19 protein-coding genes are annotated in these 19,679 nt (G+C 28.7%); 13 read left to right on the forward strand and 6 right to left on the reverse strand.

Annotated elements, in window-relative coordinates; all coding sequences use genetic code 11:
• The first annotated feature begins 136 nt into the window (after window positions 1–136).
• Entirely contained in the window at window positions 137–316 is a 180-nt protein-coding gene (locus ACTNBA_RS07365; protein WP_035131910.1) for a DUF1858 domain-containing protein, read from the forward strand.
• 90 nt (window positions 317–406) lie between these two features.
• Here the strand turns inward: ACTNBA_RS07365 and ACTNBA_RS07370 are convergent, their stop codons facing one another.
• Window positions 407–1,837 (reverse strand): urease accessory protein UreH domain-containing protein, encoded by a 1,431-nt coding sequence (locus ACTNBA_RS07370; protein ID WP_441073252.1) that lies wholly within the window; start codon window positions 1,835–1,837, stop codon window positions 407–409.
• A gap of 154 nt (window positions 1,838–1,991) precedes the next feature.
• Here ACTNBA_RS07370 and ACTNBA_RS07375 point away from each other — a divergent pair, with 154 nt between their 5' ends.
• Window positions 1,992–2,678 (forward strand): response regulator, encoded by a 687-nt coding sequence (locus ACTNBA_RS07375; RefSeq protein WP_441073253.1) that lies wholly within the window; start codon window positions 1,992–1,994, stop codon window positions 2,676–2,678.
• A gap of 49 nt (window positions 2,679–2,727) precedes the next feature.
• On the forward strand, window positions 2,728–4,062 hold the full coding sequence (locus tag ACTNBA_RS07380; RefSeq protein WP_441073254.1) for a sensor histidine kinase: 1,335 nt from the start codon (window positions 2,728–2,730) through the stop codon (window positions 4,060–4,062).
• Between the two features lie 83 nt (window positions 4,063–4,145).
• Here the strand turns inward: ACTNBA_RS07380 and ACTNBA_RS07385 are convergent, their stop codons facing one another.
• Complete coding sequence (locus ACTNBA_RS07385; RefSeq protein WP_346877871.1) at window positions 4,146–4,679, reverse strand: DUF6512 family protein; 534 nt, start codon at window positions 4,677–4,679, stop codon at window positions 4,146–4,148.
• Between the two features lie 192 nt (window positions 4,680–4,871).
• Between ACTNBA_RS07385 and ACTNBA_RS07390 the strand changes: the two genes are divergently transcribed.
• From ACTNBA_RS07390 to ACTNBA_RS07435, 10 genes are all read left to right on the forward strand, one after another.
• Window positions 4,872–5,486 (forward strand): superoxide dismutase, encoded by a 615-nt coding sequence (locus ACTNBA_RS07390; RefSeq protein WP_441073255.1) that lies wholly within the window; start codon window positions 4,872–4,874, stop codon window positions 5,484–5,486.
• Window positions 5,487–5,879: 393 nt separating this feature from the next.
• Entirely contained in the window at window positions 5,880–6,215 is a 336-nt protein-coding gene (locus ACTNBA_RS07395) for a PadR family transcriptional regulator (RefSeq protein WP_441073256.1), read from the forward strand.
• Entirely contained in the window at window positions 6,208–7,074 is an 867-nt protein-coding gene (locus ACTNBA_RS07400; RefSeq protein WP_346848900.1) for a DUF1700 domain-containing protein, read from the forward strand. Before ACTNBA_RS07395 ends, ACTNBA_RS07400 begins: the two co-directional genes overlap by 8 nt.
• The gene (locus tag ACTNBA_RS07405; RefSeq protein ID WP_441073257.1) at window positions 7,067–8,161 is read left to right on the forward strand and encodes a hypothetical protein; all 1,095 of its coding nucleotides are present in this window, start codon (window positions 7,067–7,069) and stop codon (window positions 8,159–8,161) included. Before ACTNBA_RS07400 ends, ACTNBA_RS07405 begins: the two co-directional genes overlap by 8 nt.
• Before the next feature lie 254 nt (window positions 8,162–8,415).
• Window positions 8,416–9,096, forward strand: a complete 681-nt coding sequence (locus ACTNBA_RS07410; protein WP_346877870.1) for an ABC transporter ATP-binding protein — start codon at window positions 8,416–8,418, stop codon at window positions 9,094–9,096.
• 12 nt (window positions 9,097–9,108) lie between these two features.
• Complete coding sequence (locus tag ACTNBA_RS07415; RefSeq protein ID WP_441073258.1) at window positions 9,109–11,634, forward strand: ABC transporter permease; 2,526 nt, start codon at window positions 9,109–9,111, stop codon at window positions 11,632–11,634.
• A 236-nt stretch (window positions 11,635–11,870) separates the two neighbouring features.
• Complete coding sequence (locus tag ACTNBA_RS07420) at window positions 11,871–12,569, forward strand: response regulator transcription factor (RefSeq protein WP_441073259.1); 699 nt, start codon at window positions 11,871–11,873, stop codon at window positions 12,567–12,569.
• 9 nt (window positions 12,570–12,578) lie between these two features.
• On the forward strand, window positions 12,579–13,862 hold the full coding sequence (locus tag ACTNBA_RS07425; protein WP_441073260.1) for a sensor histidine kinase: 1,284 nt from the start codon (window positions 12,579–12,581) through the stop codon (window positions 13,860–13,862).
• Between the two features lie 218 nt (window positions 13,863–14,080).
• Window positions 14,081–15,466, forward strand: a complete 1,386-nt coding sequence (locus ACTNBA_RS07430) for a DNA recombination protein RmuC (protein WP_441073261.1) — start codon at window positions 14,081–14,083, stop codon at window positions 15,464–15,466.
• 144 nt (window positions 15,467–15,610) lie between these two features.
• Entirely contained in the window at window positions 15,611–16,513 is a 903-nt protein-coding gene (locus ACTNBA_RS07435) for a GGDEF domain-containing protein (protein WP_441073262.1), read from the forward strand.
• Window positions 16,514–16,649: 136 nt separating this feature from the next.
• Here the strand turns inward: ACTNBA_RS07435 and ACTNBA_RS07440 are convergent, their stop codons facing one another.
• The 4 genes from ACTNBA_RS07440 to ACTNBA_RS07455 all read right to left on the reverse strand — a co-directional run bounded on the left by ACTNBA_RS07440 (window position 16,650) and on the right by ACTNBA_RS07455 (window position 19,630).
• Window positions 16,650–17,762, reverse strand: a complete 1,113-nt coding sequence (locus ACTNBA_RS07440) for an aldo/keto reductase (protein WP_441073263.1) — start codon at window positions 17,760–17,762, stop codon at window positions 16,650–16,652.
• Window positions 17,759–18,193 (reverse strand): DUF1893 domain-containing protein, encoded by a 435-nt coding sequence (locus ACTNBA_RS07445; protein ID WP_441073264.1) that lies wholly within the window; start codon window positions 18,191–18,193, stop codon window positions 17,759–17,761. Before ACTNBA_RS07445 ends, ACTNBA_RS07440 begins: the two co-directional genes overlap by 4 nt.
• A gap of 21 nt (window positions 18,194–18,214) precedes the next feature.
• Window positions 18,215–18,745, reverse strand: coding sequence for an ECF transporter S component (locus ACTNBA_RS07450; RefSeq protein ID WP_441073265.1), 531 nt, complete (start codon window positions 18,743–18,745; stop codon window positions 18,215–18,217).
• A 180-nt stretch (window positions 18,746–18,925) separates the two neighbouring features.
• A complete protein-coding gene (locus tag ACTNBA_RS07455; RefSeq protein WP_441073266.1) occupies window positions 18,926–19,630 on the reverse strand; it encodes a glycerophosphodiester phosphodiesterase in 705 nt (234 codons plus the stop codon).
• Window positions 19,631–19,679: the final 49 nt, after the last annotated feature.

The raw sequence follows: 19,679 nt of genomic DNA on the forward strand, positions 1-19,679 counted from the left end.
TATAAAAATTTTCTATTCTGTAACCTATGTTACCGAATGTAGCAGAGTGTTTTAGTATACTTTAACTTGTAAGAGATACTAATAATTTTAAATTATTAGTTATAAATAAAAATTCAAATTATAGGAGGAAAAGAATATGATAAATAAAGATATGACAATAGGTGAAGTTATAAGAATGAAAGAAGGAGCTCCTGAAATTTTAATGAGTTTTGGTATGGGTTGCGTAGGTTGCCCATCAGCTCAAGCAGAAACTCTTGCAGAAGCTGCTATAGTTCATGGATTAGACATAGAGAAATTATTAGCTGCATTAAATTAGTTTTAAAGAGTTAATTAAAAGTAAATATTATGCAAGATGTATATAAAAAAGAAGTATTAAAGGAAAATTTCCTTAATACTTCTTTTTTTATTAATGACAAGAAAAACCACCATTAAAAAATTGGTTATTAGAATCATTAGAAGGATAATAAAATTCACTATCTATATCATTTTGTATAGTAGAATCATTTATAGAATTTAAATCATCTACTACCTTTATTGTTCCTCTAAGCATGCCCATCCAACAGCTATAGTTTATGTCTCCAGCGTCTGGAGTAAATTCTATTACATTTTCTCCAGAGGATAGAGTCTTTTCAATATTCATAGATGGAATAACAATTTTATTATTACAGAAGTTAATACTTTCACCATCAATTATAAACTCTGTAGGAATTCCCTTTTGAATATAAACTACATTTGGAGTATATCCTTGATTATTAGCTGCAATCCTTATAACTTGCTTTCCATTAGAAATTGTTGCTTTGCTAGCTGAAGATTTATCGGATATAGTTGTATTATTATTTCCACCTAAAGATAAGGAATTAGGCATTAAATTAACTCCTATTAAAGACAAGCCACGATTAGCCATAATAATACCTATAATTATGATAATACCACCACTGTATTTAATTAATCTTTTGGAATTTTTCTGACTAAGTACATTAGCAATAGCTCCAAAGCCTAGCATTAAAGGAATTGTACCTAGGGCAAAGAAAAACATTGAAGTTGCACCAGCTATGACACTTCCAGAAGCTAGAGCATAAAGCTGCATTGTTTGTAGAGGACCACAAGGCATGAACCCATTTAAAAATCCAACTATAAGAGGGTTTCTAAATTTTTTCTGGGAGTTACAGTTACTCCAAGGAAGCTTTATTGAAAATTTTCTAAGGGCTTTAAAACCATATAAGTTTAAACCCATAATTACCATAAATACACCTGCAACTATTGCTATGAAGCCTTGAACTCCAAAGGAAAGAGAAAAAGCTTTACCAATACCACCTACGATACCACCTAAAACAGTATAAGAAATTAAACGGCCTAAATTATACATAAGTCCAGGTTTAAATTTGTTTTTTTCAGGTACAATAGAAGATGTAATACTTTGGGACATCATTATTCCACCACACATACCCACACAGTGTAGAGATGTGAAAACACCAATGGTAAATAGAGCAATGTAACTAACTTTACTACTTAAAGCAGAAGACATATCAAATACGCCAGTACCTTTTCCAAGGCGTATCATAAGTAAAGCTATAAGGACTATTCCCATAATGGGTAAAAGTTCTGAGTTACTCTTTTTTTTATCACTAGTAACTTTGTAGCCGGATTTTTCAATAGTAGCAACTAGGGTAGAATAGGATACTTTCTCAGCATCATATTCAACATGGACAGTTCCCTTAGTATAGTTTGCTTTTACAATTGTAACTCCTGAAATCTTTTTTAAATGTCTTATTATAGTATTCTCGCAAGACGTACATACCATATTATCAATATTTAGAGTTATGGATTTATTAGACAAAATTATCACCTCATACATAATTTTAAGATAGTAGCTAAAGTATATATTTAAGTTGTGTAGATTTTATGGAGGAATTCTACATAGAATCTTCATAATGATTTATTATAATTAGGAAGTATATTATAATAAGTTTTAAATTAATGGAGGAGTATATATGCAAGTGGATATACTTATTGTAGAAGATGAAGTTAAAATTTTAGAAGTTTTGGAAGCATATCTAAAGAAAGCTGGTTATGGTGTTATAACAGCAATTAATGGAAGTGAAGCTATATATAAATATAAACAATACAATCCTAGATTAATAATACTAGATCTAATGTTACCAGATATATCAGGAGAAAAAATTTGTGAAATCATAAGAAAGGAATCAGAGGTTCCTATAATAATGTTAACAGCCAAGGTAGAGGAAGAAAGTATCTTGAAGTGTTTTTCTCTAGGGACTGATGATTATATAACAAAACCATTTAGCCCTAAGCAGGTAGTGGCTAGAGTAAATGCAGTGTTAAAAAGAGCCTTGAATTATAAACAGGATAATGTTTTATCCTTTAATAAGGGAGATCTAGTTATAAATTTAGATACTTATGAGGTAAGACAAGGTAATAATTTAGTAGAATTAACTCCTTCAGAGTTCAAGATACTTTTAACTTTATGTGAAAGTCCAAAGAAAGTATTCTCAAGAGGAGAACTTCTTGATCGAGCTCTAGGGGATGATAGTGATGTTTATGATAGAATAATAGATTCTCATATTAAGAATTTAAGAAGTAAGATAGAGGAAAATAGTAAAAATCCTAAATATATATTAACAGTTCACGGCATTGGATATAAGTTTGGTGGTGAATAATTCGATGAAATTGAAACATAGGCTTACTTTGATTTTTTTATTATTTTCTATGACAATTATTCTTTTAATTAGTTTCTCATCTCATATATTTATGAAGAAAAACTTTAATAGATATCTAGAGGATATTATAGAAGGAAGAAAAAAATCACTGATTAAAGATATAAGTAATACTTATAAAAATGGACAATGGGATAATAAAAATATAGAAGACATAGGGATTGAAGCTATAAATAATGGATTTATTATAAGCATAAAAGATATTTCAGATAATGTAATATGGAGTGCCAAAACTCATAATAGTAGTATGTGTGAGGCAATGATGAGTAGGATGGGTTACAATATGAGCATTGTAAATCCAGGATATAAAGGTGATTATACTGAGGAAGTATATAATTTGAAAATAGATGAAAAATATGCAGGGATTCTTGAAATAGGCTATTATGGTCCCCTTTATTATAATGATTCTGATGTGATTTTTTTTAAAACCTTAGATAATATATTAATTTTTGTGGGGATTTTTTCTTTAGGTATCTCCATATTTATAGGAATTTTAATTTCTACTTCAATAAGTAAACCTATAGGAAGCGTAGTTAAAGCCACAAATTCCATAGCTACAGGCAAATATAAAAATAAAATAAAAAAGGAAAGCAATATAAAAGAAATTAATGAAATGATTAGTTCAGTAAATACTTTGGCTTTTAGTTTAGATGAAGAAGAAAAGATAAGAAAAATCATGACTAAGGATATCTCTCATGAACTTAGGACTCCGTTAACTACCATGCAAGGACAACTGGAGGCATTAATAGATGGAATTTGGGAGCCTACAGAAGAAAGGCTGCAAAGTATTCATGAGGAAGTACGGAGATTAAGTAGGTTAGTTGGTTCCTTAGAGCATCTTTCTAGATATGAAAGTGAAGATTTGATTTTAAATAAAAATGAAGTTGATATAAAGGAATTAGTAGAAATGATTCTAATTAATTTTGAAAAGGAACTTCATGATAAAAATATCAGTGTGAACAATAAATTAGAAACTTTTATTATAAATGTAGATAGAGATAAAATTACTCAAGGGTTAATAAACATCATTTCAAATGGAATAAAATATACTGAGCAAGGGGGAATAATTGAAATTACCTGTGATGAAGGAAAAAATATAGCAATAATACACATAAGGGATAATGGCATAGGAATTTCTAAAGAGCACTTACCTTATATTTTTCAGCGATTTTACAGGGCTGATAAATCAAGAACTAGGGCTACAGGAGGAGCTGGTATAGGTCTTACCATATCTAAAGCAATAATAGAAGCTCATGGAGGAAATATAAAAGTTAAAAGTGAAATTAATAAAGGAACGGAATTTATAATAGAAATACCTAAGGTATGATAAATTTTAAAAATGACTATATTAAATATTAACATTTAGTTAATTTTGATACAGTCATTTTTGATAATATTTGTTGTGAGAATTTAATTCTTGATACCATAGGAATTAGATACTGGACAATAAAATATAGGTAATTTCGGTGGACAATAAGTAAATAGGTAAAATATGAATGTAGCTCCAACTAACATAATAATGGCTATCTTATTCATTATTGGTGGAAATTCAGGTAGTAACATTAAGTTATAACTTACTAATAGTCCTATTAGAATACTAACTTCAAAGATAATTAAATCTTTAAGCAGTGAGTGATGGCCATTCTTTTTAAGCATTTCATAATAAAGAACTAACATTGAAATTGTTGTAATATAAGCGCTTAGAGTCTTTGCAAAGAGAAAATTATTTACATATTTACCTACGAAAAAATATTCTATAATAGCAAAGATTAGAGGAGACCAAAAGGTAAGCTTACAGTGTTCCCATATGCTTTCATTAACGGCAAAGATACCAGAAGTAAAAGATAATTTATTTGTTGCTTCATAGCCAAAATGTATTAATGCACCTATTAGGAAAATCATGATTGCACCAATGCATTCCCACATTAATAGTGTGGATTTCATAAAATATCACTCCTTAATTATTGATTTTTAAAATAAATTTGAACATATTAATGTATATGAAATATCAATGAATAATATATTAAATAATTTATAATAATAAATTGTAATTAAAAATTTTTATTAGTGCTTATATGGATGAAAAGTGGTAAAATATAAGCATATGTTATAAATGGAAAGGGTAGGTGGATTAAAATGACATATAATAAAATTAAATTACCTTATGAATATAATGGGTTAGAGCCACACATTGATGCTTTAACAGTAGAAACTCACTACGGCAAACATTTACAAACATACGTAAATAATCTTAACAAATTACTTGAAGGACATGAAGCTCTTACTGAAGGTAAAACTTTAGAACAATTGTTAGAGAATTTAGATAGTATTCCAAATGAAATTCGTCAAGGAGTTATTAATCAAGGTGGAGGCGTGGCAAACCACAACTTTTACTTTAGTATTTTAACACCAGGAGGAAAAGGTGAACCAAAGGGAGAATTACTTGAAAAAATCAATAAAGCCTTTGGAAGTGTTGCAAACATGAAAGAAGCTGTTTCTAAAGCTGCTATTGGACAATTTGGTTCAGGCTATGGATGGCTAGTTTTAAATAGTGATGGTGAACTAGAAGTTATGGCTACTTTAAATCAAGAATCTCCTTTAAGTAAAGGCAAAAAACCACTTGTAACAATCGACGTTTGGGAACATGCTTATTACTTAAAATATAAGAATGTAAGACCAGATTACGTTAATAGTATTTGGAACTTATTTAACTGGGATAAGATTCAAGAAGTATATGAAAGCTATAAATAATTTATTTTAACATTGGATAACCAAGGCTTAATGCCTTGGTTATTTTAATATAAAGAACTTGTACACTAATTAGAATATAGGCGTATTAGAGCTGGGAGTCATCGGATATAATCTTTATGTTTTATTTATGATATTTTTAATATGTATCTATTGTGTATAACACGATACTATGATAACATAAGAATGTAAGGGTACTATGTAAAACGTAGTACCAAATTTAAAAGGGACTACTATGTTTTACATAGTGAAGTTGCTAGAGTTTTAGAAGGGTTGTCTAATACACAGTAACTTCTATATTTTTTAAGACACTATTGTGTTTTACATAGTATAAGGATAGTTAAAATATATACAAAGAAAAGTATGTTGTTAAAACTTAATAAAGGAGGTTTAGATATGAGTACACAACTCAGGAAAGGTGTAATTGAAATCTGTGTTCTTACACTTATAAATGACAGAGATATGTATGGTTATGAAATTGTAGAAAATATTTCAAGCGTTATGTCAGTAAAGGAAAGCACCATATATCCATTATTACGAAGACTTACTACGGAAGGAAATTTTGAAACCTATATGGTGAAGTCTGAAGGTGGCCCAGATAGAAAATACTATAGGATTACAGACTATGGAAAAGGTAATTTAAGTACTTTAGTTAAAGAATGGGATGAGTTTGTAAGGGATGTAAATATAATATTAGATTGTTATAGGAAGGAGAATAAGGATAATGACTAAAAATGATTTTTTAGATATACTTAGGGATTACTTAAAGGGAGCTTTTAGTGAACTTGAGATAAATGATATATTAAGAGACTATGAAGAATTTTTCTTAAATGGAGAATTACAGGGAAAGAGTGATGAGGAGATTATAAAAACATTAGGTTCTCCTAAGAGCATTGCAAAAGAATTAACTGAGGAGATGAAGGGGCAAGGCAAATCTACAAGTAGTAGCAATAGTGAACTTAAAGATAAAGTTTCTAAGGACGCTAAAAATCTTTGGAAAAATGTAAAGAGACAAGGAAAAAAGGCAGGTAATAAGACTAAGGAATTTTTAGATTCCAATTCAGTAATTAACGGAAAGATATCTTCTGCTGGAGTAAAATTAATAATAGTTGTTATAAGTATTTTATTATTTTTCCCAGCTTTAACAATAGTTATGTCTATGATAGCCAGTGGTTTAGGACTTGTTGGAATGTCAATTGCAAACTTTATAGGTTATCTAGGAGCTGCATTCCTTTGTGGAATTGATATATCTATGGGCGTGTTTGGATTCTTTGCTTGTATAGCATGGACTGGATTTATTATTTTATGTTGGATCTTATATTGTTTAGTATATAAAGGATTAAAATACCTAGTAGTGAGCTATATATCTTGGGTTAAAACTAGGAATATGTATGTAAGAGTTAAAAATCAACAAGAAAACACTGAAGGTAATGAGAAGAATACTGAAAGTGCTACTGAGAAAAATGAAGAGATAGAAGAAATTTCTGTAGAAGATAAGGCTTACGAAGAAAAACCTATTTTTACAGAAGATATAGATGTAGATTATAAAGCAGAAAATATAGATGATAAGGAGGAAAAATTTAATGAATAGATGGAAAAAATCTCTTATTGTGGCTGGAGTGTTTCTTGCAGTAGGAATTACAGGGTCTATTATAAGTGGAGCATATATGATGCCTAAAATTGCAAATGAAGTTTATAGAATTCAAAGAGAAATAATAAATGCAACTCCTTCGGAAAGAGAAGTATTTGTAACAGATAAACAAGTTGATGTTGTTGATATTTCATCCTTGGAAAATAAAGGGTATAATGTAGAAATTAAGTCTTCATCAGATAAAAATACAAGGGTTAAGGTACTAGAATATATAGAAAATGATATGAAGGTACAAACTTCCTATGATGCCAATACAAAGGGTCTTAAAGTTGTAGGAGACAGAACTATGTATAATTTTTTTGAAGCAAAAAATATAAGGGGATTTTTTGAAAAATCGTATGATGCAATTATTTACACACTTATGGAAGAAAAAAATAATAATGCTCAAATTGTTATAGAAGTTCCAGTGGGAGTAGACATTAATTTTAATAGTAATTATTATACAAATCTAACAATAAAGGATAGTAAAGTTTTGAAAGATACATTGATTTTTACTAGTCCTAGAGGGGGATATGTAAATTTACCACATAATAATACTCTTAAAAATATTAATATTAAAACTAGCAATTATCTAGAAATAGATTTAAGGGAATTTATAAATGCTGAGAATGTTAAAATTGATTGTAATAATGCTAGGGTATATTCAGGAGGTACTTATAAGGATTATGGAGAAGGAAAAGTGCTACCTAATAATGTTACCATCAATGCTAATTATATAAATATAGAATCCTACATGCCAATAGGAAAAAATGTTATATTAGTTGGAAGGGATATAGAGTATACCACTGATTTTGACAAATATGCTATGAAGGTTAATTTAAAAGATAATCATGGAGGAAGAGTATACTTTGATGGAGCTGATTTAGGTAATGAAGAAAACTTTAATTCAGTAAATTCAAATAGTAGTTATGAAGGGTATATAGGGAGAGGAAAAAAGAAGGATTTTCAATTAAGTGTATCTGGATATGATATATGTGAATTTGAACATTCATCTACTACTGATTTAGAAATGGAGTTATATAATTAACTTTTAGAATTGGAAGAGTGTAGTTAAATTTGTTTAATGACAATTTGCTACACTCTTTCTTATATGACTAAAATGTAAGAAAACTATTAATTATGTAAGGTAAGGTTTATGGTGAAAAAATAGTTAAATATATATAATGATATTTGTAAAGAGAAGTGTAGTGATTAATACAACCTTAATCTAAATACTATTGAGGCTAAGAGTTAAATTATTGTAACTACAAAATTTTAATATAGATTGAAGGAGAATTATGTATGGAGATTTTAAGAGTTGAAAACTTAAAGAAGTATTATGGAGAAGGAAATAGTCAGGTTCGTGCTTTAGATGATATTAGCTTTAGCATTGATAAAGGACAATTTGTAGCTATAGTAGGAGCTTCAGGTTCTGGAAAGTCTACATTACTTCATTTAATTGGAGGATTAGATATACCTACTAGTGGAAAAGTATTTATAAATGATATAGACATATACAAACAAAATGAAACTGGTCTTAGTATCTTTAGAAGAAGAAATATAGGATTTATATTTCAATTCTTTAATTTAATGCCTATTCTCGATGTAGAAGAAAATATATCTTTACCTGCCCTTCTTGATAGTGAGAAGGTAGATAAAAAATATTTAGATGAAATTATATCTATGATCGGTCTTGAAGATAGAAGAAAACATATTCCATCAGAGCTTTCAGGAGGGCAGCAACAAAGAGTATCAATAGCAAGAGCACTTATAAATAAGCCATCTATAATTCTTGCAGATGAGCCAACTGGTAATTTGGATAGTAAGAATTCTAAGGAAGTTATAGAGCTTTTAAAGGTTACCGCTAGAAAGTATAATCAAACTCTAATACTTATAACTCACGATAGGAATGTGGCTGAACAAGCAGATAGAGTTATAACTTTAAGTGATGGAAAAATTGAAAGTGATAAAACTATGGCATAGGGGGAAGAAACATTGATTAATAGTTATAAAGCTTTAAGTGGAAAATACTTAAAGGATAATAAAAAAAGGACAATATTAACTATAATAGGAATAATATTGTCAGTAGCACTTATAACATCAATATGTACTTTTATATTAACAGTGCAGAATTCTATGATTGAAAATTCAAAGAAAAGTATAGGGGCATTTCATGTTGCTGTAACTAATGTATCTGAAGATGAAATAAATAAGATTCAAACTAATATAAATGTTAATAGTTTAGGGATTATGATTAGTAAAAACGCTGTTCCATTTATAAAGGATAAAAACATTGAACTTAACTATTTAAATGAAGCTGCATTTAAACTTATGAATATAAATTTGGAAGAAGGCCAATTACCTAGGAGTAATAATGAAGTTGTTATTGAAAGATGGATTCTTAGATATTTTGATGAAGAAGTTAAAGTAGGCGATATAATTAAAATACAAGATGAAGATGGAGATGAAAAAGATTATACCTTATCTGGAATAGCTAAAGATGATTGGCAAAATCAAAGTGAAGGAATATCAAAGGCTTATTTAATAAAGAATGATAGTAATGTGAAAGAAGATTCCACAGTATTAGTTGAAATTAATGATGAAGCTGATAAACAAGAAGTGATTAAGGAAGTATCTAATCTTGTTAGTAGTAAAAGTGAAGTAGTACAAAATAAAGATTTACTAAGACTTATAGGGGAGTCTAGTAATGCTGATATGAATAAATCTCTATTTATGATAGTTTTCATTGTTATAGGAATTGTTGTTTTGGCTACAGTAGTGGTTATTTATAATGCTTTCCATATTAGCATAGCAGAAAGAATGAAGCAGTTTGGATTGTTAAGAGCTATTGGAACTACTAAAAAACAAATTATGAATTTAGTAATTAGAGAAGCATCTATTATGATATTTATAGGTATTCCTCTTGGAGTATTCTTTGGAATAGTGGCTGTATATTGTATTGCATTTACCTTTAATAAGATGTCAGGATTGGGTGAGTTTTCAAACCTTAATGTAGTAACATCACCATTTGTACTATTATTAAGTAGTGGTATAGGAGCAGCAACTATATATGTTTCAGCTTATCTACCAGCTAGAAGTGCAGGTAAGATTTCGCCATTAATAGCTATAAGTAGTCAATCTTTAATTAAGAAAGAAAAGAGAAATAGGAGTGGTAAATTTTTAGGAAAATTCTTTAAAATAGATACAGCCATGGCTCTAAAAAATGTTAAGAGAAATAAAAGAAGATTTTATATCACTGTATTATCTATGGCTATAAGTGTAACCCTATTTGTAACTTTTATGAGCTTTGCTAAGTTCTCAGATAATTTTTCTGAGAAGGTTACTGAAGATAATGACATTGCATTTACCATTTATGATAATGGTAATACTGAAAAACTAGATGCTATAAATAATAAATTAATTGAAGAAGTAAGAAATATTTCAGGGGTAAGTGAAGTCTATAAACATTATAATTTCATATTAACTCAAGGATTTGTTGAGGATTCTGCTATACCTAAAGAAGTAAGACAGTGGGCAGCAGAAAATAGGGATGAAGATTTATTCAAGAGTAAAGTTGATGGAAAAAATAAATCGAAAATTAGTGTTGTATTTCAAGCCTATGAAGATAATAAGTTAAATGTGGCTAAGAAATATATTAAGGAAGGTAGCATTGATAATCTTAAGGATGGAGAAGTAATTATAGTTAGAGAAACAACATTCTTTGGAGATAAGAGAAGTCTTATTGCACCCATGGCTAATCTTAAAGTAGGAGATGATATACTAATTAGTGATGTGGAATATTCAGATGGACAAGAGAACTTTAATAGTAAGGAGCTTAAGAAGGTTAAAGTAGTAGCAATTATGGATGTTCAGCCTTTTAGTGATTTAGATTATCAAGGAGTATTAAACGTTATAGGAAGTAAGAATACTGTTAAGAATATAATAGAAGGCAATCAGCAGCAGATGAAAAACTTTAAAGTTACAGATGTGGGAATAAAGATTAAGAATGAAAGTTATTTAGATAAAATAGACAAATCGCTAAGAAAGATAGAAAATACAAATGCAGGAATTGGCTATTATAATAAAATAGAATCTGCTAAAAGTGAAAAGGCGTATAAATTGCAAATGAGTATATTGCTTATGGGATTTATAATAGTAATAACCTTAATAAGTGCAGTAAACATTGTAAATACGGTAACTACAAATATTCTTCTTAGAAATAAGGAAATAGCAGCTTTAAAAGCTATAGGGATGACAAGGAAACAAGTGAGAAAAATGATAACCTTTGAAGGTGTATTATTTGGACTATATGGAGGAATTATTGGTTCAGTAGCAGGTACTATACTAGCATATATACTATATAATCCTATGTCAAATATTAGGGATTTCAAATTCACATTACCATGGAATAGTATTATTATTTCTATTGTAGCTGTAATTATTATGGGATATGTTTCGGCATTAATACCTCTTAGAAGATTGAGTAAACAAAATATTATTGATAGTATAAGAGGCGAGTAAATAATATAGACCTATTATTAAATAAAACAGTTATTCTAAAATAAGAATAAGAAATAGATAAAACAAAAATCCAAGGAAATATTCTTTGGATTTTTGTTTTAATATAATTATAATCTAGGCTTTTTAAAATTCCTATAATGTTATATGATTTTAATGATAAAATTAAGGTATAAATGCAAGTTATAAAATAGTGTTAATAAATAATTTGAAAATTTGTTTATGGAGGAGGTTATGTAATGAATAGAATTTTATTAGTTGAAGATGATGAGGCATTGGCTTTAGGAGTAGAATATACCCTTCAAGAAGAAGGGTATCAGGTTTTTAGAGTGGGTTCTATAGAGAATGGAAAAGAAAAATTTAATAATGAGGAGTTCGATTTAATACTTCTAGATATAAATTTACCTGATGGAAGTGGCTATGACTTTTGTAAATACGTGAAAGAAAAGAAGGACACACCTATAATATTTTTAACTGCTTTAGATGAAGAAGTAAATATAATTTTGGGATTAGATATAGGTGGTGATGACTATATAACAAAACCTTTTAGAGTAAAGGAGTTATTATCAAGAATTCGTGTAGTTTTAAGAAGAGTTGGCAAAGGTGATAATAATATAACAACTTTAAGATCAGGGGATATAATTATTAACACATCTAGTGCAGAAGTATCCAAATGTAATGAAAAGATATCATTAACGGCAAAGGAATATAGGCTTCTTTTAGCATTTCTACAGAGTCCAGAAATATTACTTAGCAAGGATCATATATTAAAGGAATTATTTGGTGAAGAAGGAGCATATGTAGAGGAAAATACTCTTTCAGTCTATATAAAAAGACTTAGAGAAAAAATAGAAGATAATCCTAGTAAGCCAGAATATGTTATAACGAAAAGAGGACTAGGCTATATGTGGATAAAAGAAGTTGTTAATGGAAAGTAGGAGAAATTAATGAAAGAGCTTATAAATCCAGAATTAAAAAAGAGTTCCATAGTGTTATTATTTATAGTTATAATATTTATATTTATCGTTAATATGTGGATTACTTTTTATTTTAATAACATAAAGAGTCAATATATAGATGGCAGGGCTGCAATGCTATCTACAATGGTAGAAAAATTTCCTAATCTTGAAGCGGATTTAGTAGAGGCAGCATTTAAGGTGCCAACAAAGGAAGAGATAAAATTAGGAGAAAAAATTATAGATAATTATGGTTATAAAGAAAATATAAATATAATGTATATAGATGGAATAAATGAAGCTTTTAAAAATAGTAAATTTATATTTATAATTATAGGTAGTACATTTGGAGGTTTACTAATATTATTAAATTATATTCAGTATAGAGGTATATATAGTAGAGTAAGAAATTTGACAAGAGCCTCAAAGGAAATACTAGAGGAAAACTATGATGTAAATCTTTATGAAGAAAAGGAAGGAGATTTTGCAAAACTTTCCTATGGATTTAAAAATATGAGACAAGTATTACAAAGTCAGATGGTAGACTTAAAAAAAGAAAAGGAGTTTCTAGTAAATATATTATCAGACATATCTCATCAATTAAAAACACCACTATCTGCCCTTATTATTTATAATGATATTTTAAGTAATAAGAAAATTAGTGAAGATAATAGGGAAAAATTTTTACATAATAGCAAGACACAATTAAATCGTATGGATTGGCTTATAAAAAGTATATTGAAGCTAGCCAAGGTAGATGCAAGAGCAATTGAATTTAACATGAAGGAAAATAGCTTAGTTAATACTATTTATGAAGTTATAGACAATGTTGCAATGATGGCAGCAGAAAATAAAGTTAATATAGTATTTGAAAGTAATATGTATGAAGAAACGGTAATAAGTAATATAGAAGAGATTAATAAAAAAAATAAAAATAAGTTTATGTTTAATTATGATGAGAAATGGTTAGGAGAAGCGTTGATTAATATAGTTAAGAATGGTGTAGAACATAGTTATAATGGTGAAATCCATATAGAACTTGAAGAAAATCCTATAAATACAAAAATTGTAATAAGGGATAATGGAGTGGGAATTAGTGAAAAGGATCTTCCTAATATTTTTAAGAGATTTTATAAAGGGGGAAAATCTGAGTCTGTTGGAATTGGATTATCTCTTAGTAAATCAATTATTGAAGCCCAAGGAGGATATATAGAAGTTAAAAGTAAAGTGGACATAGGTACTGAGTTTAAAATTGTACTTATGAAAAGTATCTAATATAAATTAAATGGGTAGTAAAAAACATTGAAGAGTTTAATAATTTAATCTATTTGTAATTTTATACTGAAAAATGATATAATGACCAAGGGAACATATTTTCATGTTTCTTATTTTACCTTAAATATAAGGCTAAATAGATAAAATTTTCTATTTAGCCTTTAAATGGTATTTGAGAGTAATATTCTTATATAAATTTTAAGATTGGGGATGAGGTAATGGAAGTTTTATTGGTTATTGTAATTATATTGTTAATTATAAATATATATTTTACTTTAAAATTAAAGGATTCTAGAAGCACAATTCAAAAGGGCAGTACAGCTGATATTGAGAATTCAATTTTACATATAGAACAAAGGGTAGGAGATATAGATAAAAGTGTTGATAAATTAGAAAAAGCCTTTAGAGATGAAATCTCTAGAAATAGGGAAGAATCTCGAAAAGGTGAAAAAGAAGCTAGAATTGAGTTGAACCTTCAAATACAAAGGTTAAGTGAAGCTATTTTAGGTAGAATGAGTGAAATAGCAAATTTTCAAAAGAATCAACTAGATACATATTCTAATACTATAGAAAAATCACTTAAATCCTTTGAAAATCAATTTTCTAAAAGTGTTAATGAGTTTAATAATCTTCAAAAGGAAAAATTTAATGATTTATCCCAAAAACAGGGTGAGTTGCTTAAGTCTACTGAGGATAAGTTAGAAAAAATGAGGGAAACTGTGGATGAAAAGTTACAAAGTACATTGGAGAAGAGATTAGGAGAATCCTTTAAGTTGGTAAGTGAAAGATTGGAAGTTGTGCATAAAGGACTAGGAGAGATGCAAACCTTAGCTATGGGAGTGGGAGATTTAAAAAAAGTTCTTTCTAATGTTAAGACTAGAGGAACCTTAGGAGAAATTCAATTGGGAAGAATTTTAGATCAAATTCTTACTAAAGAACAGTACGATATAAATGTAGTAACTAAAAAAGGATCTAGAGATAATGTGGAATTTGCAATAAGACTTCCAGGTAAGGATAAAACCTCTGATGTAGTATACCTTCCTGTAGATTCAAAGTTTCCTTTGGATGTATACCACAATTTAGTGGATGCCTATGATACAGGAGACCAAAGTTTAATAGAAGAAGGTTATAAAAAGTTAGAAACAGCTATAAAGAAATCAGCTAAGGATATTAGAGATAAATATATAGACCCACCTTACACCACTGATTTCGCAATTATGTTTTTACCAATAGAAGGTCTTTATGCAGAGGTTGTTAAAAGAACTAATTTAGTTGAAATTCTTCAAAGAGAATATAAGATAAATATAACAGGACCAACAACTTTAGCAGCACTTTTAAATAGTTTACAGATGGGGTTTAGGACTCTTGCAATTGAAAAAAGATCTAGTGAAGTTTGGAATGTACTTGGAGCAGTTAAAACAGAGTTTGGAAAATTTGAAGAGGTGCTTAAAGCTACACAGAAAAAGTTAAATCAAGCAAGTACAGATTTAGATAAGCTTGTAGGTACAAGGACTAAGCAGATTAATAAAAAACTTATGAGTGTAGAAAGTTTGACAAATGATGTATCAGAGAAATATATAGATGTACTTCCTATAGATGAATAGTTAAATAGAAGTATATTCTAGATCATTTTTTCAAAATATATATGAAAGATATTTTAGAATTACATGTAGAGATGTACTTTATTACAGTTGAAAAAAAATACAGAACAAATGAAGCCATATTTTAAACAAGGAGGTTTTTGAAGTATGGATATAATGGATGATGTGAAAGAGCGACTTTCAATCTTTAAAAATATATATGATATGATAAGAATAATTAATCCCAATAATAATAAAATTTTATCAACAGATAACAATACTATAAATACTGATACACACTGTTATGAGTTATGGGATAGGAATGGTATATGTGAAAATTGTATTTCTAAAAAAGCATATGAAATCAATGAAACAGTAGTAAAGATAGAGTATAACAAAAACAGGATTTTTCTAGTTATGGCTTCTCCTATAAACCTTGGTAAGGAAACCTATATAGTTGAATTAGTGAAGGATATATCAAAAGGAGGAGCTATTATAGATAGAGAGAGGGAATATGCAGAATCTATTGAGAAGTTTTTGAAAAATATACAAGAAACTACCCTAATAGATGATCTTACAGGTGTATATAATAGAAGGTACATAAGAGAGCGATTAGAAGTTGATGTTGAGAAATCTATAAGGGAACAAAAATCTATGTCTGTTATAATGGCAGATATAGATTATTTTAAGGAAATTAATGATACCTATGGTCATATAGTTGGAGATAATGTATTAAAAGATTTTACGAGAATTGCTTCAAAATATATTAGAAGTAATGGAAGTGATTGGATTGGACGTTATGGTGGAGAAGAATTTTTAATAGTTTTAAATGATACAGATGAAGATAAAGCAGAAATTATTGCAGAAAGAATTAGGAAAAATTTAGAGGAAACGACCCTTGAACATAAAGGAAATAAATTTAGTATAACCTGTAGTTTCGGAGTATATGGCTTTAGAGATTTAGATATGAATACCGAAGATATAATACATAGAGCAGATATAAACCTTTATGAGGCTAAGGAAAAGGGGAGGAATACTACCGTTGTTAATAAAAATAGGTTAAGAGATTAATAAAATTATAAAAAGTTTATGATTATTATTTTAAAGTACATAACAAAGAAAATATATGGATTTATTAAATGAAATGTTAATAAATCCATATATTTTTAATTTAAGACTAAGCTTTATAACTAACTACTATAAATAGCTAGTTAGTAATCACATTGCGATTAATCCAATCTAGTCTGTCTACTATATTTAACTTTTGCGTACATAGAGTTTCACATTTTTTACAGCCAATGCAATCACTAGGAGCCATATCTTTCTCAAAGTCAATATCGCCATATTTAGAGAGTAATTCATACATTTCTTTTATACCATTAATTCCTTTTAATACGTAATAATTATATAAATCCATATATTTAGGAATATTAATACCTTTAGGACAATGTTTGCAATATTGACAAGTTGTACATAGTTGATTCATATCTTGCCTAAGAGAAGATTTTAAAGTTTCTATTTGAGAGTTTTTGAGAATAGTAAGGTTTTTAACAGCATCTACATTATGCTTAACTTCTTCCTTACTACCCATACCAGATAGAGTTACTGAAATACATTCATGAGAAGCATTAAAACGCAGCGCTGCTTGTACAACACTTTCATTTTGATTTTGTTTTACAAATGAAAAATATTCTTGATTTTCAGGAATTAATCCACCACCTAAAGGGTTCATGGTTGCTACTCCTAGACCATGCTGATGGGCAGCTAAAATACCTTCTTGTCGATACGGAAAGTTTAAAATGTTGTACCCTAAGGTTACTCCTTCAAAATAACCTTCTTCTACCATAATTCTAATTTCTTCACCAGAAGCATGGGTAGAAAATACTAGGTGGTCTATTAAGCCTTCCTCCTTAGCTTTAAGAGCTCCCCAATAAGGACCACCTTTGGCCATAACTTTTTTATAGTGATTAAGGTCCATAATACACCACATGTGATGAAAGTTAATTTTGTCTATACCAAGTCTTTTGAGTGAGTTTTCTATTCTACGTCTTACTGAATCTGCATCTGGTTCACTACCAAGACTGCTTTTAGTAGATACATAGAATTCACCAGGCATATTTTTAAAAGCTTCTCCAAAGATATCTTCACTTCTATCTTTGCAATAGTTAGGTGCAGTATCAAAGTAATTTATACCAAGGCTATTTGCATACCTAACTATTTCAGCTCCTTCTTCAATGGAACAATCATCTTTAAATCTCATTCCACCAAAGCCGAGGGCAGAAACCATTTTACCAGTTTTACCATAGGGTTTATAAATCATTTTGTACACTCCTTTAATTCTCTATTTTTAATAAATGTATCAATTATATTAAATCCTTCTTCAGGATTTATTGTGCCAGACAAAGATGCTTCCATAGGACATTGCCCATCTTTTTTACGATTACTTATATAAGGAACTATTTCTTCGTAGTCAAATTTAATATTATGGGAATTTAAAATATCTATAGCACCTTGACTAATTATTTGTGTGTAGATATATTTCACACCACCATAAATAGCCAGCAGAGCAACTGCCTTTCCAACAATTTTATCGCCCATTATTAATGGTATAGGAGACACTCCATTTTCTTTGATATATTTATATATAGGGCTTACACCTTTATCAAAGGAAGTCATCACAGTTTTTTCTTTGCTCATAAGGATACAGCTATATTTATATTCTTCAAGTAAAGCTTTTATACGGGTTTTCATTTTAATACGCCTCCAAATTTATTAAGTCATTAAGTTTTTAGTATATGGTAGCTTACATAACAAATAGAGAATTGGTGGTATAATTAGCATTTGAAGTATTATTCCGGGAATACCTTGAGTTATTGCTATAGATATACCCATAGCAGGAGGAAGAAAAATTCCCAAAAATTTTGTAGCAACGACAAAAACTAAACCTCTAGTTATTCTACCTGCAATCATAGATACAATAAGTGATACATATATGTTGAAATTAAATTTCTTAAATATAAGACCTGTAAATAATCCATAAGTACCTAGCTCAACTATCATAAGATATAACATAGGTATTGCAGGCATTATTCCTCCAGTATATAAAAAGCTACAAATAGGACTTAAAATTCCAATTATTAATCCGGTAATAGGACCAAGGATAAATCCAGCAATTAAAACTGGAATGTGCATAGGAAGAAGTGTTGTTCCAATACCTGGACCTCCCACTAAATGAAATAATTGGGGAAGTAAAATGCTGCAAGCAATTAAAAGTCCGCTGTAAACTATTCGTTTTGTTTTCAATTTTATCACAACCTTTTCAATAATTATTTTTGGACTCTAAATAATTATACCATTATAAGTAAAAGTACTTCTACGGTTATTTTAAAATTATGAATATTAAAATAACTTAGTATAAAGTATAATATAAAGTGTTAAAGCAAGTAATTTAACTTCTTTTGTCTACTGAACTTAAAATCATACTTAAATAAATTTCTCTATGTTATCGGTAAAGATACCATCACATCCAATTTTATCAAGGTGATTGGCTATAAATGGTTTATTTACGGTGTAGGTAAATACTTTTAAGTTATTATTATGAGCCAATTTGATTAAAGGCTCATTTACTAAATAAACATTAGGATTTAAAGAATAAGCACCTAGATTTTTAGCATAGGCAATTATATTATCAATTTTGCTATCAATTAACACACCTAATTTTATATTTTTATCTATAGACTTGCATATTTCAAGGGAAGTGTGATTAAAACTAGAAAGTAATATATGGTTTTCAATACCATAGTTTTTTATTAAATCAATCACGTCTTTTTCTATATTTTTATAGTGAATAACATCAGTTTTAAGTTCTATATTTATAAAGACTTTACTAGGTTTAAGTAACTCTAAGACCTGGTATAAAGTTGGAATCTTGCATAACTTGCTATTTTCAAAATCAATATTTTTAGATTTTAAGGAACTAATTTCTTCGAGGGTTAAGTCTTTTATAAGTCCTTTACCCTGAAAGGTTCTTGCAACATCTTCATCATGAATAACTACTAGTTTATTATCCTTTGTTTTATGAACATCTAGTTCAATTGCTTTTGCACCTGCAATAATAGCCTTATGAAAGGCAAGCAAAGTATTCTCAGGATAATTTTTGCTAGCACCTCTATGAGCAAAATAAATCATAATTTATACACCTCCGTATATAAATATATTACTACAGTTGAATAAAGGT

Origin of the sequence: Clostridium sulfidigenes, from assembly GCF_052067195.1 — a bacterium.
Classification (GTDB): Bacteria; Bacillota; Clostridia; order Clostridiales; family Clostridiaceae; genus Clostridium_J; species Clostridium_J sulfidigenes.